This is a genomic window from Chitinimonas violaceus, from assembly GCF_052601015.1.
In genome coordinates, this window is the sequence record NZ_JBQXDJ010000005.1 from 23,764 (window position 1) to 42,308 (window position 18,545).

The following is an 18,545-nucleotide window of genomic DNA, read 5'->3' on the forward strand; positions in this document are numbered from 1 at the left end:
ATGAGCGCGCACACCGAATTCGACCTGGGATCACTTATTTGGGTCAAAGGTGAAATTGACCAAGCCTTGGAAAAGGCGCGTCAATGCCTGGACAAATATGCTGCCAAAGCAGATGCAGCAGAGCTTAAATTTGTTCAAACCCATCTGCACCAAGTTCGCGGTGCAGTTGAAATGGTCGGCCTCTCGGGCGCAGCCCGTTTTGCCGAAGAGTTGGAGGTCGCCGTTGGCGCAGTCGAACGCGGAGAGGCCAGCCCTACTCTGCTTAGTCTGATTGCCGAAGCAGCTTCTAGCCTGAGCCAGTACTTAGAAGCCCTGGTTAATGGTTCACCTGATCTTGCCCTCAAGTTATTGCCTGCATACCGACGCGTAAGAATGCAGCGTGGTGAGGCACAACCCAGCGGCGCCGATCTGTTCTTCCCATCGTTAACTGCCGAACTTCCTGAGCAGTTGTCGGTACAAAAACGCGACGACGCAGCTCACCTCGCCTATTTGAAAGCCGCCAGAAGCAGATTTGAAGCGGGTCTACTCAAATGGATCAAGGGAGATGCCAAAGAAGGCTGCCTTTGGATGGCGCAAGCGCTATTTGGCGTTGCCCGCAGCCAATCAAGCGGTCTACAACGAGGCTTTTGGTGGGCCTCCGCCGCAGTTGCTGAAGGAACCATGGATAACACTGCCAAACTCGATATCGAGTTGAAGCAGTTATTTGCCCGTTTGAACCAACAGCTCAAAAAGCTCACAGAAGGTGGGGGCAAAGTTGCAGAACGTTTGTTCCGCGACGTGCTGTATACCGTCGCCCACCTCAGAACACGCAGCGCACAATGCGCTGCCGTACGTAAAGCGTTCGAATTAGATAAGCTTCTACCTGCGGGCGCATTGGAAGATGATGCTCAGCAATTAGCCACCTTGCACCTCGTTCGGGAATTGCGTGAACTTGTTGCACAAGCCAAGGATAACTGGGCGCGCATCGGTGGCGGTACCGTAGATCGTCTACCTATCTTCCAGCAACAGTTGGTAGACCTGCGCGGACACAGTCAGCGAGTGCAGATAGATGGCTTCGGCTCCCTGACCCAAGCGGTTAGCGAAGTGTTGGCGCCTCTGAATGGCACTCCGACCGAAGCATTGGCTTTGGAAGTTGCCACAGCGATGTTGCTGTTGGAAAACGCCCTGCTGGTTTATCCAGAGCGTTCCTCTGACTTTGCAGCTCAGTCAGAAGCCATGCAGGCCCGTCTGCGGAATGGCTCGGTAGGTGAACTTGAGGTCAGCCTGCTGGATGAAGTCTCCCGCCGTGCGCAGGAACGCCTGCTGATGGCGCAAGTTGCACAGGAGATCCAGACTAATCTGGCACAGATCGAGCAAATTCTGGATGACTTCTTCCGTGACAGCAGTACCCGGTCCGAGCTGGTCAACACAGAAGCCGCGCTACGACAAATTCGTGGTGCGTTAACTATTTTGGATGAACGTGATGCCCTGGCATTGTTGGATGCCTGCGCCACGATTATTCGTAACTGCCAGTCTGAAGATCATGATCCCGCCCCGGGCGACTTGGAATTCCTGGCGGAAGCCTTATCAAGCCTTGGTTTCTATATCGAGGCATTGAAACGCGAAGAAGAAGACAGGGCCAAACTGATTGCGCCGTGGTTGCAGAAGATCGGCCATAGTGTAGCGCCAAGCGCACTCGCACAGACACCGGCCCAAGCCGAACAGGTTGCGGCTGAGTTAGATGCCAGCAATGAGCTGGAAGAAGAGGTTATTAGCCACCCTCCCGCACCAGCGCCAGCCCCTGTACCCGCAGCGCCTGCACCCGCAGCACCAGTGCCAGCTCCTGTAAGCCAAGCCGTCAGCGAAGCGGCTGTCGACGCGGAGCTGCTTGAAGTTTACTTGGAAGAAGCTGTCGAGGTACTGGCTACCATCGATAGCCATATTCTCATCATCAAGGATGCTACTGGTAACAAAGACGCGCTTACGGTCATCCGTCGCGGCTTCCATACGCTCAAGGGTAGCGGCCGGATGGTTGGCCTGAATCAGCTTGGGGAAGTAGCCTGGGCAATTGAGCAGGTCATGAACAAATGGCTGCAAGATGAGAAGCGCGCAACACCAGCCCTAATACACTTGTTGGAAGGCACATCCGCGAAATTTGCAACATGGGTGAGCGAACTGCAGGAGAGCGGTACTGCTCAGGTCGATGCCGCAGCGCTCTTTGCTGAAGCCGAGCGGCTTAAAAGTGATCCGGACAGTAGCGAGGATGCTGCTGAACCTGCAGTGCAGAGTGCTCCTGCACCCGCTCCAACTCCTGCGCCTGTTGCAGCACCAGTTCCTGTTCCTGTCCCAGCTCCAGTACCAACCCCTGTTGCCGCACCCGTAGCCACACCGGCGGTTGAAGAAATTGTCAGCACCCCGGCGCCAAGCTTTGAGGAAACCATTGCGCTAACAAGGCCCGTAGTAACAGCAGAACCAGAGCCCGTGCTTGAAGTCAGCACCAGCGAGCTCAGACTGGATATACCCGAGCAGGTGGAAGAAACACCAGTTACGGCTACAGAACCGGCGCTTGATTTCGATCTAAGCATCGAAGAACCGCTGGCTCCTCCTCAGCCTGAAGCCATTGCTGAACTGGCAGAAGAGGACGCTGCAGATTCTATCGAACTACAGATTGGTTCAATCAGTATCTCGAAATCGTTGTTCGGTATTTTCTTGGATGAAGCCTACAAGCATTTCGCTACATTGAATGAAGCCTATAAGGACTTCAATGTTGGTGGTAAGGTCCAGACAGCATTTATCCATGCTGCGCATACGCTGTGTGGTATTGCGAACACCACAGGCTTCCAGGATCTGGGCGAACTTGGTTACGCCACCGAGCAAGCATTGATCGCTTATCAAAAGGCCGGTACACCGCCTACCCCTGCCGACTATGACACCTTGTCGATGGCCATCGACAAGGTTGGTGTGATGCTGAGTCAAATCAGCCGCTACGAAGCGCCTCAGGAAGAACCGCAAACTGTTGCCATGCTGGTTGCGCTCGCCAACCGCATGAAAGATGAGGTCGCGGCCAGCAAACCACAAACTGCACCAGTATTGGAACCCATCATCAGCGCACCGCAACCTGTTGCGATTGAAGCGGTGGATGAGACGCTGGGTCTCAGTTTCGATATGGATGCGCCGCTCGACCTGAGTCTGGATGACGAGCAGCCAGCCACAGCCGAAAACCTTGCCCTGCCAGATAGCGATACATCTGATGAGCTGGTACTGGATCTCAACTTCGACGCGCTGGAAGCACAACCAGAGATTGCTCCTGGTAGTCAGGAAGATATCAGCACACCAGACCTTGAAGGCTTGAGTCTGGATATTGAACTCGATGACATCAGTCTTCCGACGGATGCTCCCAGTATCAGCCAGGAAGCAATTTCAGCAGACTTGGTTGAGGAAGAATTCCCTGCGCTTGCCGCAGCGGAAGATATCCAACCCGCTGTTGAAGTAGATATCAGCGAACCGGACTTCCTCGTCGATGCCAAAGTCGAGTTGGATACCGCGGCACCAACCGACAGTGGTTCGGTGCCTATCGACACATCGGTAACGCTCGATGGACTGGAAGAAGAACTTGCTACTGTACCGCTGGCCCCTGTTGACGAGGCGATCATCCTCGAAACAAAAGCCGACGAGGTTTACGTCGCACCCATACTGGAAGCACCGACGCTCGAAGCTGTACCCGTACAGGTCTTTGCAACTGCATTGGCCGAACCGGAACCTGTGGAAACACCTTCCACCGTAGCGGAACCCGACGGCATCGGCAGCATCGCTGCGCTAGGTAGTGGCGACAGACTGGCAGATATTGGCGCAATAGATGAACTTGATGAGCAGTTGTTACCCATCTTCATCGAAGAAGCCCAGGAATTACTGCCCCAAATTTCGGCCGACCTACGTGCATTGCGTGACGAATCATCGCGGCATGAAGCGATGGAGTCCCTCAAACGCGTCCTGCACACGCTGAAAGGCAGTGCGCGGATGGCGGGGGCCATGCGCCTGGGTGAAGCCACCCATAACATGGAAACCCGGCTGATTAACGCTGCCGAGGGGTTGGTACCAGCATTGATGGAAGAGCTGGACTTAGACTTCGACCTCATCAATACCCTGCAAGATCGCCTGATTAATGGCGAGCCTGCAGTACCTGATGAAGAAGCGCTAGACCAGCCTGTGCCAACTACCGGGGCTGCAACGCAGGCAACCGAAGCCGCCCAACCTGGCGCCCGGCCTGCCGTGCAAGCTTTGGGTCTGGTTGATCCGGATATTGGTAAGAGCACAGTTCGCGTACGCGCAGATCTGATCGACCGCCTGGTAAACCAAGCCGGTGAAGTATCGATTTCGCGTACACGGATCGAATCGGAAATGCTGGCGCTCAAGCGCTCCCTCCTGGACCTCACAGATAACGTGGGACGTCTACGCGGCCAGTTGCGTGAAATCGAAATTCAGGCCGAATCACAAATGCAATCTCGCATGGCACATGCCAGCGATATGCCCGACTTTGACCCGCTGGAGTTCGACCGGTTCAGCCGGCTGCAGGAACTGACACGTTTCATGGCCGAAAGCGTGAACGACGTGGCAACCGTGCAGCATAACCTCTTGAAGAACCTTGATGAGTCAGCAGCCGCCCTGACCCAACAAGCACGTATGACACGAGACCTGCAGCAGGAACTGATGCGGGTACGCATGGTGCCGTTCTCCTCGATCTCGGAACGTCTATACCGCGTTGTTCGCCAGACAGGTAAAGACACCGGCAAGAAGGTCAACCTGGAAATCAAGGGCGGTCGCGTAGAAATCGACCGTTCCGTGCTGGAAAAGATGATGTCGCCGTTCGAGCACATGTTGCGGAACGGTATCGGCCACGGATTGGAAAGCACCGAAGTCCGTATTGCTTCAGGCAAGAATGAATTCGGTGAAATCGTGGTCGAAGCCCGCCAGGAAGGTAACGAACTGGTACTGACTCTGCGCGACGATGGCGCAGGGTTGAATCTGGAACGTATCCGTCAGAAGGGTATTGAACAGCGCCTGATTGAGGCGGATGGTCAATATACTGACGCCCAGATCATGGCCTTGATTTTCGAAGCCGGCTTCTCGACGGCAAGTCAGATTACCCAGTTGTCCGGTCGTGGCATCGGTATGGACGTGGTGAAGACCGAGCTTGAAGACCTGGGTGGCCGTGTAGACGTTGCTTCTGAAGCAGGTCGTGGTACCACATTCACCATCCACCTGCCTCTTACACTTGCCGTTACGCAGGCCGTGCTGATTAAGGTCGGCGCCCACCAATACGCCATTCCGTCGGTGATGGTCGAGCAGGTGCAAGAGTTGAAGATGGACCCACTTCAACAGCTCTATCAACGCCATCAGCTCGAATGGATGGGTAATGTCTATCCATTCCACTACCTGCCCCGCTTGATTGGCGATTACGACACCCAACCCGAGCAGAAGCGTTACAACACCATCATGTTGTTGCGTTCAGCTTCCAGCCGCATTGCCATTCACGTCGATGAGCTCGTGAAGAACCAGGAAGTTGTGGTGAAGAACATTGGTCCGCAACTGGTGCGGGTTGCCGGTGTGGCCGGGGCAACGGTGCTTGGTAACGGTGATATCGTGCTGTTGCTCAACCCGTTGGCGCTGCTGCAGCGCCGTGCAGAAGCACCGGTAGCTGACTTTGATACAGCCATGGCTGCAGGTATTCCAGCACCGGTAGAACAGTTACAGGCTGCACCTATCGTGATGGTGGTCGACGATTCCTTGACTGTGCGTAAGATCACAGGCCGTCTGCTGGCTCGTGAAGGCTACCAGGTGGAAACTGCCAAGGACGGTGTGGACGCCTTGCAGAAACTGCAGGATGTTCGCCCAGCCGTCATGCTACTCGACGTTGAAATGCCGCGGATGGATGGCTTTGAATTGACACGGAATATGCGCGCCAATGCCGATACGCGTGATGTTCCGATCATCATGATCACGTCACGGACTGCGGATAAGCACAAGAACTACGCCTTCGAGCTGGGGGTCAATGCCTTCCTCGGTAAGCCTTATCAGGAAGACGAGTTGCTGGAGCATATTCGTAAGTTCACCGGCGAAGCTTAAGTCGCGCCAGCATCAAACCCGTCCCAAACAAAGCGCCCCGTTACCTAAACGGGGCGCTTTGTTTTTCCTCTCACCGCCTTGCCTTCATAGACAGTGTCTGTAATCTGTCATTTCCCTTCCTACATCGAGCAAACATTAGCAACCGCTGTTACAATCCGCCGCCTCTAAGGTGCCGACTACTGGAACCTGCCTGAGCGCGATCTATCACGCCAACTGAATGGCAAGATCGCGAGCAGATTCCAAGTAGCCAGTTAAACGGGAAACAGGTGTGATACCTGTGCTGTCCCTGCAACGGTAAGCAAGTGTGGGTTGATCTTTCATGCCACTGTGGCCATCTGCGCCATGGGAAGGCGATCAATCAAGTCTTGTAAGCCCGGATACCGGCCTTTGAGTACTGTCCCACATGGCACTGCTTTATCAGGCCCAGGTGGATACACAGAAAATTGACGCGCGGCAGGGTGCACGCAGCGGGTTTACGCCAACGGCTGCCTGTCGTTTGATGTTTACACCTGCCTCATGTCTCTCTGTTGCCTACTTTCGTCGCTGTACGAGCCTGGTTTCAGGAGACCACCATGCTGTTCCATTCCCGTCATCCCTTTGCACTGAGTTTGCTCGCCGCAAGTCTACAAACCCTCGCCACATCAGGCATTCAACAAGCCGACACGATGGTTGTCACCGCAGCCCGCCTGCCTCAGGCGCAGAACGAGACCATTGGTGATCTGACCGTGCTCAGCCGCGGAGATCTGGACATATTCCGCGGGCAGATGCTCGCTGAGGTGCTTCCAACCCAGGCAGGCGTGCAATTCACCAGTAATGGTGGGCCAGGAAAGTCCAGCAGCCTATTTCTAAGGGGTGCAAACGCAGGGCATACAATCGTCCTAATCGACGGAATACGTTTTGGCTCTGCCACGCTTGGCAGCGCTTCGTTGCAACATATGCCGGTTGACCAGATTGAGCGTGTCGAAATACTGCGTGGCGCAGCGGCCAGCTTGTATGGGTCGGATGCGATTGGCGGGGTGGTTCAAATATTTACCCGCACAGGTAAACAGGCAAAACAAAGCGCCATCAACATTGGGGCTGGCAGCCATGGCAGCCGTAACCTGAGTGCCCACCTGGGTGGTGAAGTCAATACCACCCGCTATGCAATCGGGCTAGGGCATAGCAAAGCCGATGGCATCAGCAGCATTGCCAATCCAAGCAACCTCAATTACTACGCTGACAAAGATGGCTATCGCAACAGCAACTTCAGCGCGTCGGTCACCCATCATATCGACGATGCACACCAACTGGGCGCAAGCCTGCTCTACGCCAAGGTGTATAGCCAATACGATGGCACGGTTTACGACAATGCTTTCAACCCCGTCGCCCAGGCCTACGACTATCGTGATCGCGGCGAACAGGGAAGTATGAATATATGGTCCCGTCTACAAGTCAACGACACATGGCAGACTCAGCTCAAGTTCGGTTCCAGTATCGATAAAGGCACCAACTACACCCCACAGGCTTACAACGACCTGAGCGACAAAAAGCGCAACCTCAATACCCAACAACAAACCCTCAGCTGGCAGAACGAAATCAAAGCCGGCCCAGGCATAGCAACGCTGGGTATCGAAACCCTGCAGCAAAAAGTCAGCGGCGATACCGCCTATTCCGTCAGCCAAAGACGCATCAACAGCCTCTTCACAGGCTATCTCGCCCATCTTGGTCAGCTGCGTCTTCAAAGCAATCTGCGATACGACGACAACTCACAATTTGGCGACCATACCAGCGCGCAGCTTGGCAGCAGTTGGCAACTGAACCCGACATGGCAGCTTGGTGGCAATCTCGGCACCGGCTTTCGCGCTCCGTCGTTCAACGATCTGTACTGGCCTGGCTCGGAAAGCCCGAACCTGAAGCCAGAAACAGCGTTCAACCGCGAGCTGTTCACCCGCTTCAAGACAGACAACCTGCAAGGTAGCCTGACGCTATACCGAAATACTGTACGTGACCTTATCGCCTGGGCTCCCACTGCCCCGGGCAGTGCAAACTGGAAGCCTGCCAATATCGGACGTGCTCAACTGACCGGTGCAACGTTAAGTCTGGACTGGCAGTCAAAGCAATGGCTGGCTGGCGGTCACCTGGACTGGCTGGATGCCAAGGATGCCTCAGGTACCAGCAGCAGTGGCAAACAACTGGCCCGGCGAGCACGCCAAACGGGCACCCTTTATAGTGGCGTCAAACTAGGCAAGGTCGATACCAGACTGGAAGTACAAGCCCAGGGCAAACGCTTTGATGACGCTGCCAATAAAGTTCGGCTGGCGGGTTACAGTCTGGTCAACCTAGCTGCCAACTGGGAACTGACGCGCGAGTGGCAGCTCAGTGCCCGGCTTAACAATGTCTTTGATAAAGACTATGTCCAAGTTGCCGATTACGGGACGCTGGGCCGTAATGGCTTAGTCAGCCTGCGCTGGCAGCCGAAATGACCCCCAGGAGCCCAAAGCAACACAAAAGCCCTGATCACGCGTGCACCGCAGATAATTGAACAGGTTCTAAGAACCTGTTCAATTACCTATGAATATCGAATTGATTGTGCCGCGGCAATGCAACAGGCTGGGCGGCAGAACGTAATATTTTCCTGGTGGCAGTAGCCAATTTTCCTGGGACGTTGTATCTGGTCAACCAAGAAGTAGGCTTCGGCATTGTTCGAGACAATACCCTTAGAGCCTGTTTACGAACTTTACGCAGTCCATCATCTTGGTGGTCACTGGCATTCCAATGCCAGTGAAAATCACATAATCCAGCACCTAGGAAAAACCTTATGCAAGCAATGTGGTGGCAAACACCTGCACAAGCCGTCAACCAAGCTGCACAAACCGCCGCTGCCGACCGGCAGAATTGCCTCACAAAGCCCACCGGCGCATTAGGTGATCTGGAAGGCATCGCAATCCGCCTGGCCGGGTTGCAAGGTCGCGAATGCCCTAGCCTTTCCCGCCCTTGGATCAGTATTTTCGCCGCAGACCATGGCTTGGCAACTGCGGGGCTGTCGGCCTACCCACAAGCGGTCACAGCCCAGATGGTGGCCAACTTCGCCCATGGCGGCGCAGCCATTTGCGTGCTGGCAAAGCAAATCCATGCTCATTTTGAAGTCATCGATGTAGGTGTGGCGGGCGATACCAGCCATCTACCCAATGTGATTCAAGCCAAGATCGGCCTTGGCACCGCCAATCTGCTTGAACAGCCTGCCATGACGATCGAATCCTTGTACGCTGCACTCGAAGTTGGCCAAGCTGCCGTCCGGCGTGCGCAAGCCGATGAAGCCGACTGCTTTATTGGCGGTGAAATGGGCATAGGTAACACCAGCAGCGCCAGTGTAGTTGGGGCAGTGCTCATGAACTGCGAAGCAGCCGAACTCGTCGGTCCGGGTTCCGGGCTGGACCCAGCAGGAGTAATACGTAAAGCAGGCATGCTGAGCACCGCGCTGCAACTGCATGCATCCCGCCTGGCCAGCCCTGCCAATATACTGGCCACTCTGGGCGGCTTTGAGATAGCCGCATTGACCGGCGCCTATATCGCTGCCGCCCAGGCTGGCATACCTGTGTTAGTGGATGGCTTCATCAGCACCGTCGCCGCACTGGCTGCCTGCAAGATGAATTCTACGATTGCACCTTGGCTGCTGTTTGGCCACCAATCTGCCGAACCTGCCCACTTGCGCTTATTGGTTGAACTCAGCGGCCAACCCTTGCTGAAGCTCGGTATGCGCCTGGGCGAAGGCAGCGGCGCTGCCATGGCCTTCCCATTGTTACAGCTAGCGTGTTCACTACATAGCGAGATGGCTACTTTTGCACAAGCTGGGGTCAGTAACCGTGATGCCTACTAAGTACGATCTTACTGCGCAGCCGTGTTCCGGGCTCATGTGCTCCAGTCCATTCCGGCTTCTGCACTACACCCTGCTGACGGTTACTCGCGACAGATCGTAAGTAAGTTATGAGAATTTTAGGAATTATGACCGAAGACAACCTCCGCAACGCCCGCCATGCAGACCGCATGGCACGCAAAAAAGCGCTGATCGACGCCCACATCGCTGAGGCCAATATCGACACCGGCATCCTCCTCGTGCTTACTGGCAATGGCAAAGGCAAGTCCTCTTCCGCCTTTGGCATGGTGGCACGAGCCATTGGTCACGGTATGAAGGTGGGTGTAGTGCAGTTCATCAAGAGCCGTACCGATACCGGCGAGGAAGCTTTCCTGGGCAAACATTGTGAATGGCATGTCATGGGAGATGGCTTTACCTGGGATACCCAAAACCGGGAAGCCGACACCAAAAAGTCGGAAGAAGCTTGGGAAATCGCCCACCGTATGCTTGCCGACCCAAGCTATGACTTGGTCGTACTCGATGAGCTCACCTACTGCCTGAGCTATGGCTACCTCGACAAAGCCAGGGTGCTGACCGACTTGGAGTCCCGCCCCGAAATGCAGCATGTGGTCGTCACTGGTCGCGCTGCCGCCAAGGAATTGCTGGCAATCGCCGATACGATCTCTGTCCTCGAAAACGAAAAGCATGCCTACGCCTCAGGAATCCGTGCACAAAAGGGCATAGAGTGGTGAAAATCGGTTGCCCGGCGGTGCTGCTGTCCTTGTTGCTCGGCACCGCACATGCGGCCGTGAGCGTGCAAGATGACCACGGTCGTACAGTACGCTTGAATAAACCGGCACAGCGCATCATCAGCCTTGCACCTCACCTGACTGAAGACCTGTTCGCCATCGGCGCCGGGCCCAATATCGTAGGCGTAACAAGCTATAGCGACTACCCTGCCGCTGCCAAGCAGATTCCACAGGTTGGCAGCTATAACAGCTTCGACCTTGAGCAGATCCGTGCTCTCAAGCCGGACTTGATCGTTGCCTGGCCTAGCGGCAACCCGGTGCGCCAATTGGCGCAGCTTGAATCGCTCGGTATTGCGCTTTATTACGATGACCCGAAGAAGCTGACCGATATACCCCATGTACTGGAGCGGCTGGGTGTATTGACGGGCCAGACCAATGTGGCAAACCAGGCCGCAACCCGGTTACGCGACCGTACTGCGGCACTTGCCCAGCATCACGCAGGCAAACGTGCGGTTCGCGTGTTCTACCAGGTATGGGATAGACCATTAATGACTATCAACGGCGAGCAAGTAGTATCGGACGTCATGCGCCTTTGTGGCGCAGTAAATGTATTTGCCGAACTGCCCTCACGTGCACCAACGGTCGATGAAGAAGCAGTGCTCAAAGCCAACCCGGAGTTGATTGCTACCAGCGGCGACAGCACAGCCAAGAATGACTGGCTGCAACGCTGGGCTCGCTTTCCCCGCCTGAAGGCTGTCGCCAACCAACAGCTTTATATGCTGCCGCCAGACCTCCTGAGCCGTATGGGCCCGCGCCTCGTAGAAGGAGCTGAAGCCCTATGCGCCGCCGTCGACAAGGCCAGACAGTGAAAGAACGTAAACCCCTGTCACGGCAACGGCTTGGCTTCGTTATTGCCGCCTTGGCTCTGCTTACCTTGGCCTTGCTTGTTACCAGTCTTTGTATCGGCAGTACTGCTTACAGACCGTGGCAGCTCTGGCAAACCACACCGGATGCACAACTTGCGCGCGATGTGGTACTGCAGTTGCGGCTACCGCGTAGCTTGGCAGCACTGGCAATTGGCGGCCTGCTCGCAATAGCTGGTCTATCGCAACAAATACTATTGCGCAACCCGATGGCTGACCCTTATGTCCTCGGTACATCAGGCGGCGCCAGCGTTGGAGCGCTGGCAGCCCTGTTGCTGGGGGCCGGCAGTGCAATGACTTCGATATCGGCAGGAGTGGGAGCTCTGGCCAGTACTTTGCTGGTTTTTTCCCTTGCCCGGCACGACCATTCCAGCCAACAGTCGCGGCTTCTGCTTACCGGTATCGCCGTGGCGTCATTCGCCGGCGCACTCAGTTCTCTCCTGCTCAGTATTGCGCCAGACGGGCTTTTGCGCGGTATGGTGTTCTGGATGCTGGGTGACCTTGCCGGCGCGCCATGGCACATCGCTGCGCCAGCTCTGTTGATGATGTTGGCGCTGCTTTGGTCTTTCGCGCGGGATCTCAATATCCTCAGCCACGGTCAGCAAGCTGCCTATGCATTGGGCAACCACACCAGCCAGCTGCAATGGTTGTTGTATTTTGCTTCGTCCATTGCCACCGCAGTGGCCGTCACCAGCGCCGGCCTTATCGGCTTTGTCGGCCTTATCGTGCCGCACGCCCTGCGGTTGTTGTTGGGTCAGGATCTGCGTCTGCTCCTGCCTGCCACCGTATTTGGCGGGGGCTGTACGCTACTCGCTGCAGATATTGTCTCGCGTACCTTACTGGCCCCCCAACAAATATCCGTTGGCGTAGTCACCGCACTGGCTGGCGTGCCTGTGTTCCTTTGGCTGTTGCAACAACGTGGAGGCGCGCGATGACCGTGCTCTCCACCAGTCAACTCAGCATACAGCAGGGCCAGCGCATGCTCTGTAACGCCCTGGACGTTCAGATCACAGCCGGGGAGTGCTGGCTGGTGCTTGGGGAAAATGGCAGCGGCAAGAGCACGCTGTTGGCGACATTGGCAGGTTGGCATGCACCGCAATCCGGCCAAATCAGCCTGCAAGGCAAGCCACTGCCAGCTTGGCCCAGCAGGGAACGCGCAAAGCGGGTGGCTTGGCTGACCCAACAGGACGACACCGCCTTTCCGCTGACCGTACTCGAAAAAGCGCTGACAGGTCGCCATCCGCATCTGAATCGCTGGAACTGGGAAAGCGATGAAGACATCAACGTTGCCCGGCACCAGTTGGCACGGCTGGACTTGGCCGAACTGGCTGGGCGAGACCTTGCCACCCTGTCGGGCGGAGAACGCCGACGTGCGAGTCTGGCGGCGACATTGGCCCAGCAGGCCGAATTATTGCTGCTGGACGAACCGCTGTCACAGCTCGATCTACGGCACCAGCAACAGGCTCTGGCGGTACTGCGTAGCGAAGCCGATGTTGGCCGCAGTCTGGTTCTCGTCAGCCACGACCCTAACCATGCCCATGGCTTTGCCAGCCATGTACTGCTGCTGTTTGGCGACGGCCGCTGGATAGCAGGACCGGTGCACGACACCTTGACTGAAGCTAACCTCAGCGATTTGTATCGCCACCCGGTACGTAGCATTCTGGTAGAAGGCCAGCCGTGGTTTCTACCAGCGCCGGCCGGCAAGGCACCGTGACTGATTGAATGACGTGGCTACCGAAATTCTTACGCTATCGCCAGGGGTGGTGGGGAATCGGCAATGGCGCTCTGACAACGCCGGCTTAGGATAGTACCTATCCTGCATGAATAACTGCCGCAAGGTGCTGTTGTCATTGATCAAGCCACATGATTGGCTGGGGCCGGTCAGATCAGTACAGCGGAACGCTAAGCTGTTCCCATAGCCTATGCCTTGTCGGCTGAGAGCAAGCCTTCAGTCCATATTCCTAAATCGAGAGATGCATACCCATGAAACAAAGCCAGCTTTCCCCAATTCCTAAGCGCTATGTGAACCTGATGTTGGCCTGCCTGGCTGTTTGCGGGCTTACCGCCCAGGCAGCCCCGGCAGATATCGACCTCTTGATTGATGCCAGTATCGAGCGCCTGCAACTTGCAGATGCTGTGGCCCATTACAAGTTCGTCAACAAGGTCGCCGTTGAAGACCTGCCGCGTGAGGCCTTGGTTATCGCCACAGCCGTCGCTGCCGGAAAAGAGAACGGATTGGCAGAGCAAGAGGTAGAGTCTTTGTTCCGGCAGCAAATGACCGCCAACAAAATAGTGCAGCAAGGGCTGATAACCAAGTGGCAGGCAGGCCCAGCACCAACTGGCCCGGTGCCCGATCTGGTCCGCGAAGTTCGCCCCAAGCTGGATCTTGTGCAAGCACAATTGTTGAAGGGCCTATTACAAAGCCGACAGGATCGCCAACAGGCCGATTGCCAACAACGGCTAGCTCAGCAGGCCCAGGCCAAAGTCGAAGCCAAGGGGCTGGATGAATTGCATACCCGTGCACTTGGCCAAGCAATAAGCCGCCTCTGTTCCTAAACAGGCGTAGTCCATCCATGCCCACGCTGATGATTCAAGGTTGTACTTCCGATGCTGGCAAGAGCACCTTGGTAGCTGCACTCGGCCGGCTATTGCATCGGCGTGGTTTGGGGGTGGCTCCTTTCAAACCGCAGAATATGGCACTCAATAGCGCCGTTACCGAAAATGGCGGTGAGATTGGCCGGGCGCAAGCTGTACAGGCTGTAGCCTGCGGCATAGCCCCCCATACCGACCACAACCCAGTCTTGCTGAAACCCAGCAGTGATTGCCGTGCGCAGGTCATCATCAATGGCCGGGCTATCGGTAATCTTGATGCGGTCGACTATCACGCCTATAAGCGCGAAGCAAAAAGCGCTGTGTTCAATGCATGGCGGCGACTCTGCCAACAGTATGACTGGGTGGTGGTGGAAGGGGCCGGCAGCCCCGCCGAGATCAATCTGCGCGCCAACGATATCGCCAACATGGGGTTCGCCGAAGAGGCCGATTGCCCCGTCTGGCTGGTGGCTGATATCGATCGCGGCGGTGTATTCGCTCATATCGTGGGCACACTGGCTTGCCTGTCGCCAACCGAGCAGGCACGCATCCGCGGGTTCATCATCAACCGGTTCCGTGGCGACATAAGCCTGCTGCAAGGTGGACTGGATTGGCTGGAGGCTCAGACCGGTAAGCCAGTGCTGGCTGTGATGCATTATTTGCATGGCCTAGACATTGCCGCCGAAGACGCTGTGCCGCGCACGCCAAGCCAAGTTGGCGGGTTTCGTATCGTTATCCTCACCCTGCCGCACATCAGCAACCATACCGACTTCGACCCATTACGTCGGTTACCCGAGGTGGATTGCCGCTTTGCAACACCCAACCAGCCCTTGCCGGCTGCCGACTTGTACATCCTGCCCGGCAGTAAAAACACCCGGGGTGACCTGGCCTGGCTACGCGAGCAAGGATGGGATGCTGCCATTGCACGTCACCTGCGCTATGGCGGCAAGGTCATCGGTATTTGCGGTGGGTACCAGATGCTGGGCCAGACCATAACCGACCCGCTTGGATTGGAAGGTGATGTCGGCAGCAGCAAAGGGCTTGGCTATTTGCCGCTGGCAACCACACTGGCGGCAGAAAAGCAGCTACGTAATGTTACGGGCCACATACAAGCGCAACACCTGGCTGCCAATAGCGAACACAGCGCGTGCCCTGTCAGTCCCATCCCCTTAACCGGCTACGAAATTCACCATGGCGAAAGCCAAGTTTTGGATGCGAATCTGCCTTCACTTATCGAGCTTGATGACGGGCGCTACGACGGTTTGATGTCGGCAGATGGACAAGTGCTTGGCTGTTACCTGCATGGCCTGTTCGACCAGTCAGAGGCATTGACTGCCCTGTTGGCTTGGGCTGGATGCGGCGTGAGGGTAGTACAAAGCGCCAATGCCCAGCTTGAAGCTGAACTGGACCGGCTGGCCGATGCACTCGATACTGCACTGGACTGGGAAAAAGCCATAGCCGCCGGCCTACCGGTGTAAATGGAAACAGGGCGGTGTTTAGCCGCCCTGCCCCCGCCTGGCATTGCCAGGTTCCTCTTCCTCTTTTGTTATTCGTAAGCCACCAACCGCAATCGCTCCTGTGCATTGAAATAAGACTCACGCATGGCGGTGATCACCACCTGCCGCTGGCTCTCATCAAGCGCTGAGTTATTGCGTACCGGCACCAGCGACTGCTTGTAGTGCTCGATACGCCGTTTCCATTCAATCTCTTCGCGATCAAGCGCAGCCAATTTCACCGCGGCATCTTCCCCTACACTAGCTGCACGCAGCCTGAACACAGCAGCATCATCCGCTCCCTGTTTGCGTGCTATTGCCACCTGTTCGGCCAGCGCCAGGAATTCCACCGGTTGCTGCCGCGCAGCCAGCGTTTCCGGGTCGAGCTTGCCGTCAAGCGCTGTCAGACGACTGCGCCTCACGTCATCCGTCAACCTGCGGTCCTGCTGGATCTCCATTCTCGCCATGGCATCGTCGTCGTACCGGTCTCCCCAGCCAAATAAGCCAGCAACTTCCGGTTGGCTGAAGTAACGGCTACGCAGCACACGCGCCGAATCAAGCCGCTTGCGTGCAATGACCAATGCGTTGCCCTGGATGTTTGGGTCGGCTTCCAGCGTTGCCAGAGCCCGCTTGAAATAGAGATAACGGCGAAACAGATTCTTGGCGTCTTTCGCGGCAGCCGCTGCAAATCGCTTGTCCAGCCAAATATCCACAGCCTTGATGATGTTGCGCAAGGGCTGCTCGCCCTGTACAGACAGGTAGTAATCGAACAACCGGCGCAGGTTTTCATCAAGCACCAGGATTACTTCGCGCGGTGGCGGCGCAGGTACGACAGGCTTAACGACGGGGGCTTCCACTACGGGTGGAGGCACGGGTGTGCCATCGGGTATGGTACCCACCAGTGAAGGGGCAAAAGGCTGTGCCTTTGGGTTGATCACCAAGGCAGGCTGTACAGGCTCGGGCCATACTGCTGCCAATACCGCACCAGCCACCAGGATAGGCAATGCGTATACGGACTTATGCATCACAGCCCCGCATTCTTCAACCGGTTGGCATGCTGTCGGTACAGGGTTACCGGGTCGGTTTCAAACAGATGGACTATGGCGAAGAAATGGTTGATCTCATCGACATGGTTCATGCGGTAGTCATCGCGAATCACCTGCCCGAGCCGGCTAGAGCAGCTGGTCACCAAGCCATCATTCGGGCTGCCATGCAACAGGCCAATCAAGCCCAACATGCCGTCACCAGGGTCCACAATATTGGTCACAACAGATGCGCCGCTCCAGGAATAAAAGCGTACGCCATTATGGATGTAAGCACCCTCACCACAGGCACTGGTTGGCACGCCACCAGGAAAGCGGCGGTTGAAGTCAGCCAGTTTTTGTGTGGTCAACGCTTCCAACGCTTGTACCGGATCCTGCGGGAGGTCATTACTGCCCGATACCAGCGAGATCAACCCCGCCAAGCCCTTGGCCACACCGGCCACAATGGTTTCCGATACTGACCCGGGCGGTAACGCGCCACGCACCATGTCGGCGACTTTCGAGCCTTTGTTGACGCCACCCACGGTGGTTACCGATGCCACCAGATCCGGTGCGACACCTGAGACATAGCGTGCAGTAGGGCCGCCATGACTATGTCCGATCAGATTCACCTTACCGGCACCCGTGATCGCCAGTATCTGCTTTACCTGCGTCAGCAGCTGTTCACCCCGCATCTCGGTGCTATTGGTTGCCGATACCTGCGCCACATAGACCTTGGCCCCATCTTTTTGCAGTTCGGCCGGTATGCGATACCAATAGTCGACACCCATAGCCCGATCGAAACCGAACAGACCATGTACAAGCACAATCGGGTATTTGGTTTGGGTGTAACCGGTAGAAGACGCCTGGGCGGGCATGGCCAAAGCACAAGCGAGCCCCAACCCCGCCAGCAGGGTGACGATACGATTCATCAATGTTCCCCTCCATCAATTTAAGTACCTGGCCCGCCTTTCTGATGTGGCGGCTTATGTAACTTAGATAATGGCGCTACAAAAACATAGAGCAATCGCTCGGCAAATGAAAAAACGACTGATTCCCCCAACACTTAACGAGAAAAAGCCCACGCAGAGACATGGGCTGGATAACGAACACAAACTGCTTTAAGAATCGATGCAGAAGAATTCAGAACCTGTTCACGATCTGTCGTGAGCAGCTGTCAGCAGTGTGTAAAGCAGTACATAAGTCCTGATCACGACTACGCAGTAAGATCGTAAATAGGTTCTCAGCGCAAAATATCTTCAACCGCATCGATCACCATACTGGTACCGATGGCAATCAGCAGGATATCTCCCGCAATCTGGACATAGCGGTGACGAGGTGGTGGTGGCGGCAAACGCCTCAGCAAATCACCCGGCAGCTCGTAATAGCGGACATCGGGCGGTAGTGGGCGACCCCGGCTCCATTTTTTTGCCTGCCCGGGTGGCATACAACCATTGTTCTTCTTGGCAAGACCCGGGGGGCACTTCCCTCTGCTCGCCTGCTTACCATAGTAGTCACCAATAATGCGGCGTTCGTCATCGTCGAAATGGAACGCCACCTTCGTATCATCACGATCTTCATGGTGCTTCTCGGCATGCTTGTCTTTGCCATGCTTATTGCCCCCCGCCCAGGCAGGCTTGTCTGCCAACACCGTTCCATTCACCACAAGCGCGCTGACTAAACTCAGAATAATGAGTGAGACATGGTTTTTCATGATGTTCTCTCCCCGCTGCGTAATTGGACGATGAAGGCACCAGATACAGTCTAGATGCTCAATCGCGAGACTAATGCAACCCCGATGAAGCTCAGCTGAAACGAACAGAGAGTCGTCAAGT

Annotated in this window: 12 protein-coding genes and 1 riboswitch; of the genes, 9 read left to right on the plus strand and 3 right to left on the minus strand. The window is 56.0% G+C overall.

Annotation, left to right across the window (positions count from 1 at the left end; translation table 11 throughout):
* From ACUHMQ_RS02905 to ACUHMQ_RS02945, 9 genes are all read left to right on the plus strand, one after another.
* Positions 1 to 6,102: an Hpt domain-containing protein gene (locus ACUHMQ_RS02905; protein WP_445293945.1), complete on the plus strand. Its 6,102-nt coding sequence runs from the start codon at positions 1 to 3 to the stop codon at positions 6,100 to 6,102.
* Positions 6,103 to 6,303: 201 nt separating this feature from the next.
* Positions 6,304 to 6,505, plus strand: a riboswitch (cobalamin riboswitch).
* 169 nt (positions 6,506 to 6,674) lie between these two features.
* Positions 6,675 to 8,564, plus strand: a complete 1,890-nt coding sequence (locus ACUHMQ_RS02910; RefSeq protein WP_445293946.1) for a TonB-dependent receptor domain-containing protein — start codon at positions 6,675 to 6,677, stop codon at positions 8,562 to 8,564.
* A gap of 335 nt (positions 8,565 to 8,899) precedes the next feature.
* Positions 8,900 to 9,958, plus strand: a complete 1,059-nt coding sequence (gene cobT, locus ACUHMQ_RS02915; RefSeq protein WP_445293947.1) for a nicotinate-nucleotide--dimethylbenzimidazole phosphoribosyltransferase — start codon at positions 8,900 to 8,902, stop codon at positions 9,956 to 9,958.
* Between the two features lie 125 nt (positions 9,959 to 10,083).
* Positions 10,084 to 10,686: a cob(I)yrinic acid a,c-diamide adenosyltransferase gene (gene cobO, locus ACUHMQ_RS02920; RefSeq protein ID WP_445293948.1), complete on the plus strand. Its 603-nt coding sequence runs from the start codon at positions 10,084 to 10,086 to the stop codon at positions 10,684 to 10,686.
* Positions 10,683 to 11,552, plus strand: coding sequence for a cobalamin-binding protein (locus ACUHMQ_RS02925; protein ID WP_445293949.1), 870 nt, complete (start codon positions 10,683 to 10,685; stop codon positions 11,550 to 11,552). The genes cobO and ACUHMQ_RS02925 overlap by 4 nt, the downstream gene beginning before the upstream one ends.
* Entirely contained in the window at positions 11,522 to 12,541 is a 1,020-nt protein-coding gene (locus tag ACUHMQ_RS02930) for a FecCD family ABC transporter permease (RefSeq protein WP_445293950.1), read from the plus strand. Before ACUHMQ_RS02925 ends, ACUHMQ_RS02930 begins: the two co-directional genes overlap by 31 nt.
* Entirely contained in the window at positions 12,538 to 13,320 is a 783-nt protein-coding gene (locus ACUHMQ_RS02935; RefSeq protein WP_445293951.1) for an ABC transporter ATP-binding protein, read from the plus strand. The genes ACUHMQ_RS02930 and ACUHMQ_RS02935 overlap by 4 nt, the downstream gene beginning before the upstream one ends.
* 269 nt (positions 13,321 to 13,589) lie before the next feature.
* Positions 13,590 to 14,162, plus strand: coding sequence for a gamma subclass chorismate mutase AroQ (aroQ, locus tag ACUHMQ_RS02940; RefSeq protein ID WP_445293952.1), 573 nt, complete (start codon positions 13,590 to 13,592; stop codon positions 14,160 to 14,162).
* 17 nt (positions 14,163 to 14,179) lie between these two features.
* On the plus strand, positions 14,180 to 15,673 hold the full coding sequence (locus ACUHMQ_RS02945; protein ID WP_445293953.1) for a cobyric acid synthase: 1,494 nt from the start codon (positions 14,180 to 14,182) through the stop codon (positions 15,671 to 15,673).
* A 68-nt stretch (positions 15,674 to 15,741) separates the two neighbouring features.
* Here the strand turns inward: ACUHMQ_RS02945 and ACUHMQ_RS02950 are convergent, their stop codons facing one another.
* The 3 genes from ACUHMQ_RS02950 to ACUHMQ_RS02960 all read right to left on the minus strand — a co-directional run bounded on the left by ACUHMQ_RS02950 (position 15,742) and on the right by ACUHMQ_RS02960 (position 18,424).
* Positions 15,742 to 16,713 (minus strand): lipase secretion chaperone, encoded by a 972-nt coding sequence (locus tag ACUHMQ_RS02950; protein ID WP_445293954.1) that lies wholly within the window; start codon positions 16,711 to 16,713, stop codon positions 15,742 to 15,744.
* Positions 16,713 to 17,642 carry an esterase/lipase family protein gene (locus ACUHMQ_RS02955; protein ID WP_445293955.1) on the minus strand — a complete coding sequence of 310 codons (930 nt, stop codon included), beginning with the start codon at positions 17,640 to 17,642 and terminating at the stop codon, positions 16,713 to 16,715. Before ACUHMQ_RS02955 ends, ACUHMQ_RS02950 begins: the two co-directional genes overlap by 1 nt.
* Before the next feature lie 311 nt (positions 17,643 to 17,953).
* Complete coding sequence (locus tag ACUHMQ_RS02960; protein WP_445293956.1) at positions 17,954 to 18,424, minus strand: RcnB family protein; 471 nt, start codon at positions 18,422 to 18,424, stop codon at positions 17,954 to 17,956.
* Positions 18,425 to 18,545: the final 121 nt, after the last annotated feature.

Excerpts from the sequence above, each read along its gene's own strand:
- ACUHMQ_RS02905 (WP_445293945.1), top strand. The coding sequence starts at position 1 with ATGAGCGCGCACACCGAATTCGACCTGGGATCACTTATTTGGGTCAAA.
- ACUHMQ_RS02910 (WP_445293946.1), top strand. The coding sequence starts at position 6,675 with ATGCTGTTCCATTCCCGTCATCCCTTTGCACTGAGTTTGCTCGCCGCA.
- cobT (WP_445293947.1), top strand. The coding sequence starts at position 8,900 with ATGCAAGCAATGTGGTGGCAAACACCTGCACAAGCCGTCAACCAAGCT.
- cobO (WP_445293948.1), top strand. The coding sequence starts at position 10,084 with ATGACCGAAGACAACCTCCGCAACGCCCGCCATGCAGACCGCATGGCA.
- ACUHMQ_RS02930 (WP_445293950.1), top strand. The coding sequence starts at position 11,522 with ATGCGCCGCCGTCGACAAGGCCAGACAGTGAAAGAACGTAAACCCCTG.
- ACUHMQ_RS02935 (WP_445293951.1), top strand. The coding sequence starts at position 12,538 with ATGACCGTGCTCTCCACCAGTCAACTCAGCATACAGCAGGGCCAGCGC.
- aroQ (WP_445293952.1), top strand. The coding sequence starts at position 13,590 with ATGAAACAAAGCCAGCTTTCCCCAATTCCTAAGCGCTATGTGAACCTG.
- ACUHMQ_RS02945 (WP_445293953.1), top strand. The coding sequence starts at position 14,180 with ATGCCCACGCTGATGATTCAAGGTTGTACTTCCGATGCTGGCAAGAGC.
- ACUHMQ_RS02950 (WP_445293954.1), bottom strand. The coding sequence starts at position 16,713 with ATGCATAAGTCCGTATACGCATTGCCTATCCTGGTGGCTGGTGCGGTA.
- ACUHMQ_RS02955 (WP_445293955.1), bottom strand. The coding sequence starts at position 17,642 with ATGAATCGTATCGTCACCCTGCTGGCGGGGTTGGGGCTCGCTTGTGCT.
- ACUHMQ_RS02960 (WP_445293956.1), bottom strand. The coding sequence starts at position 18,424 with ATGAAAAACCATGTCTCACTCATTATTCTGAGTTTAGTCAGCGCGCTT.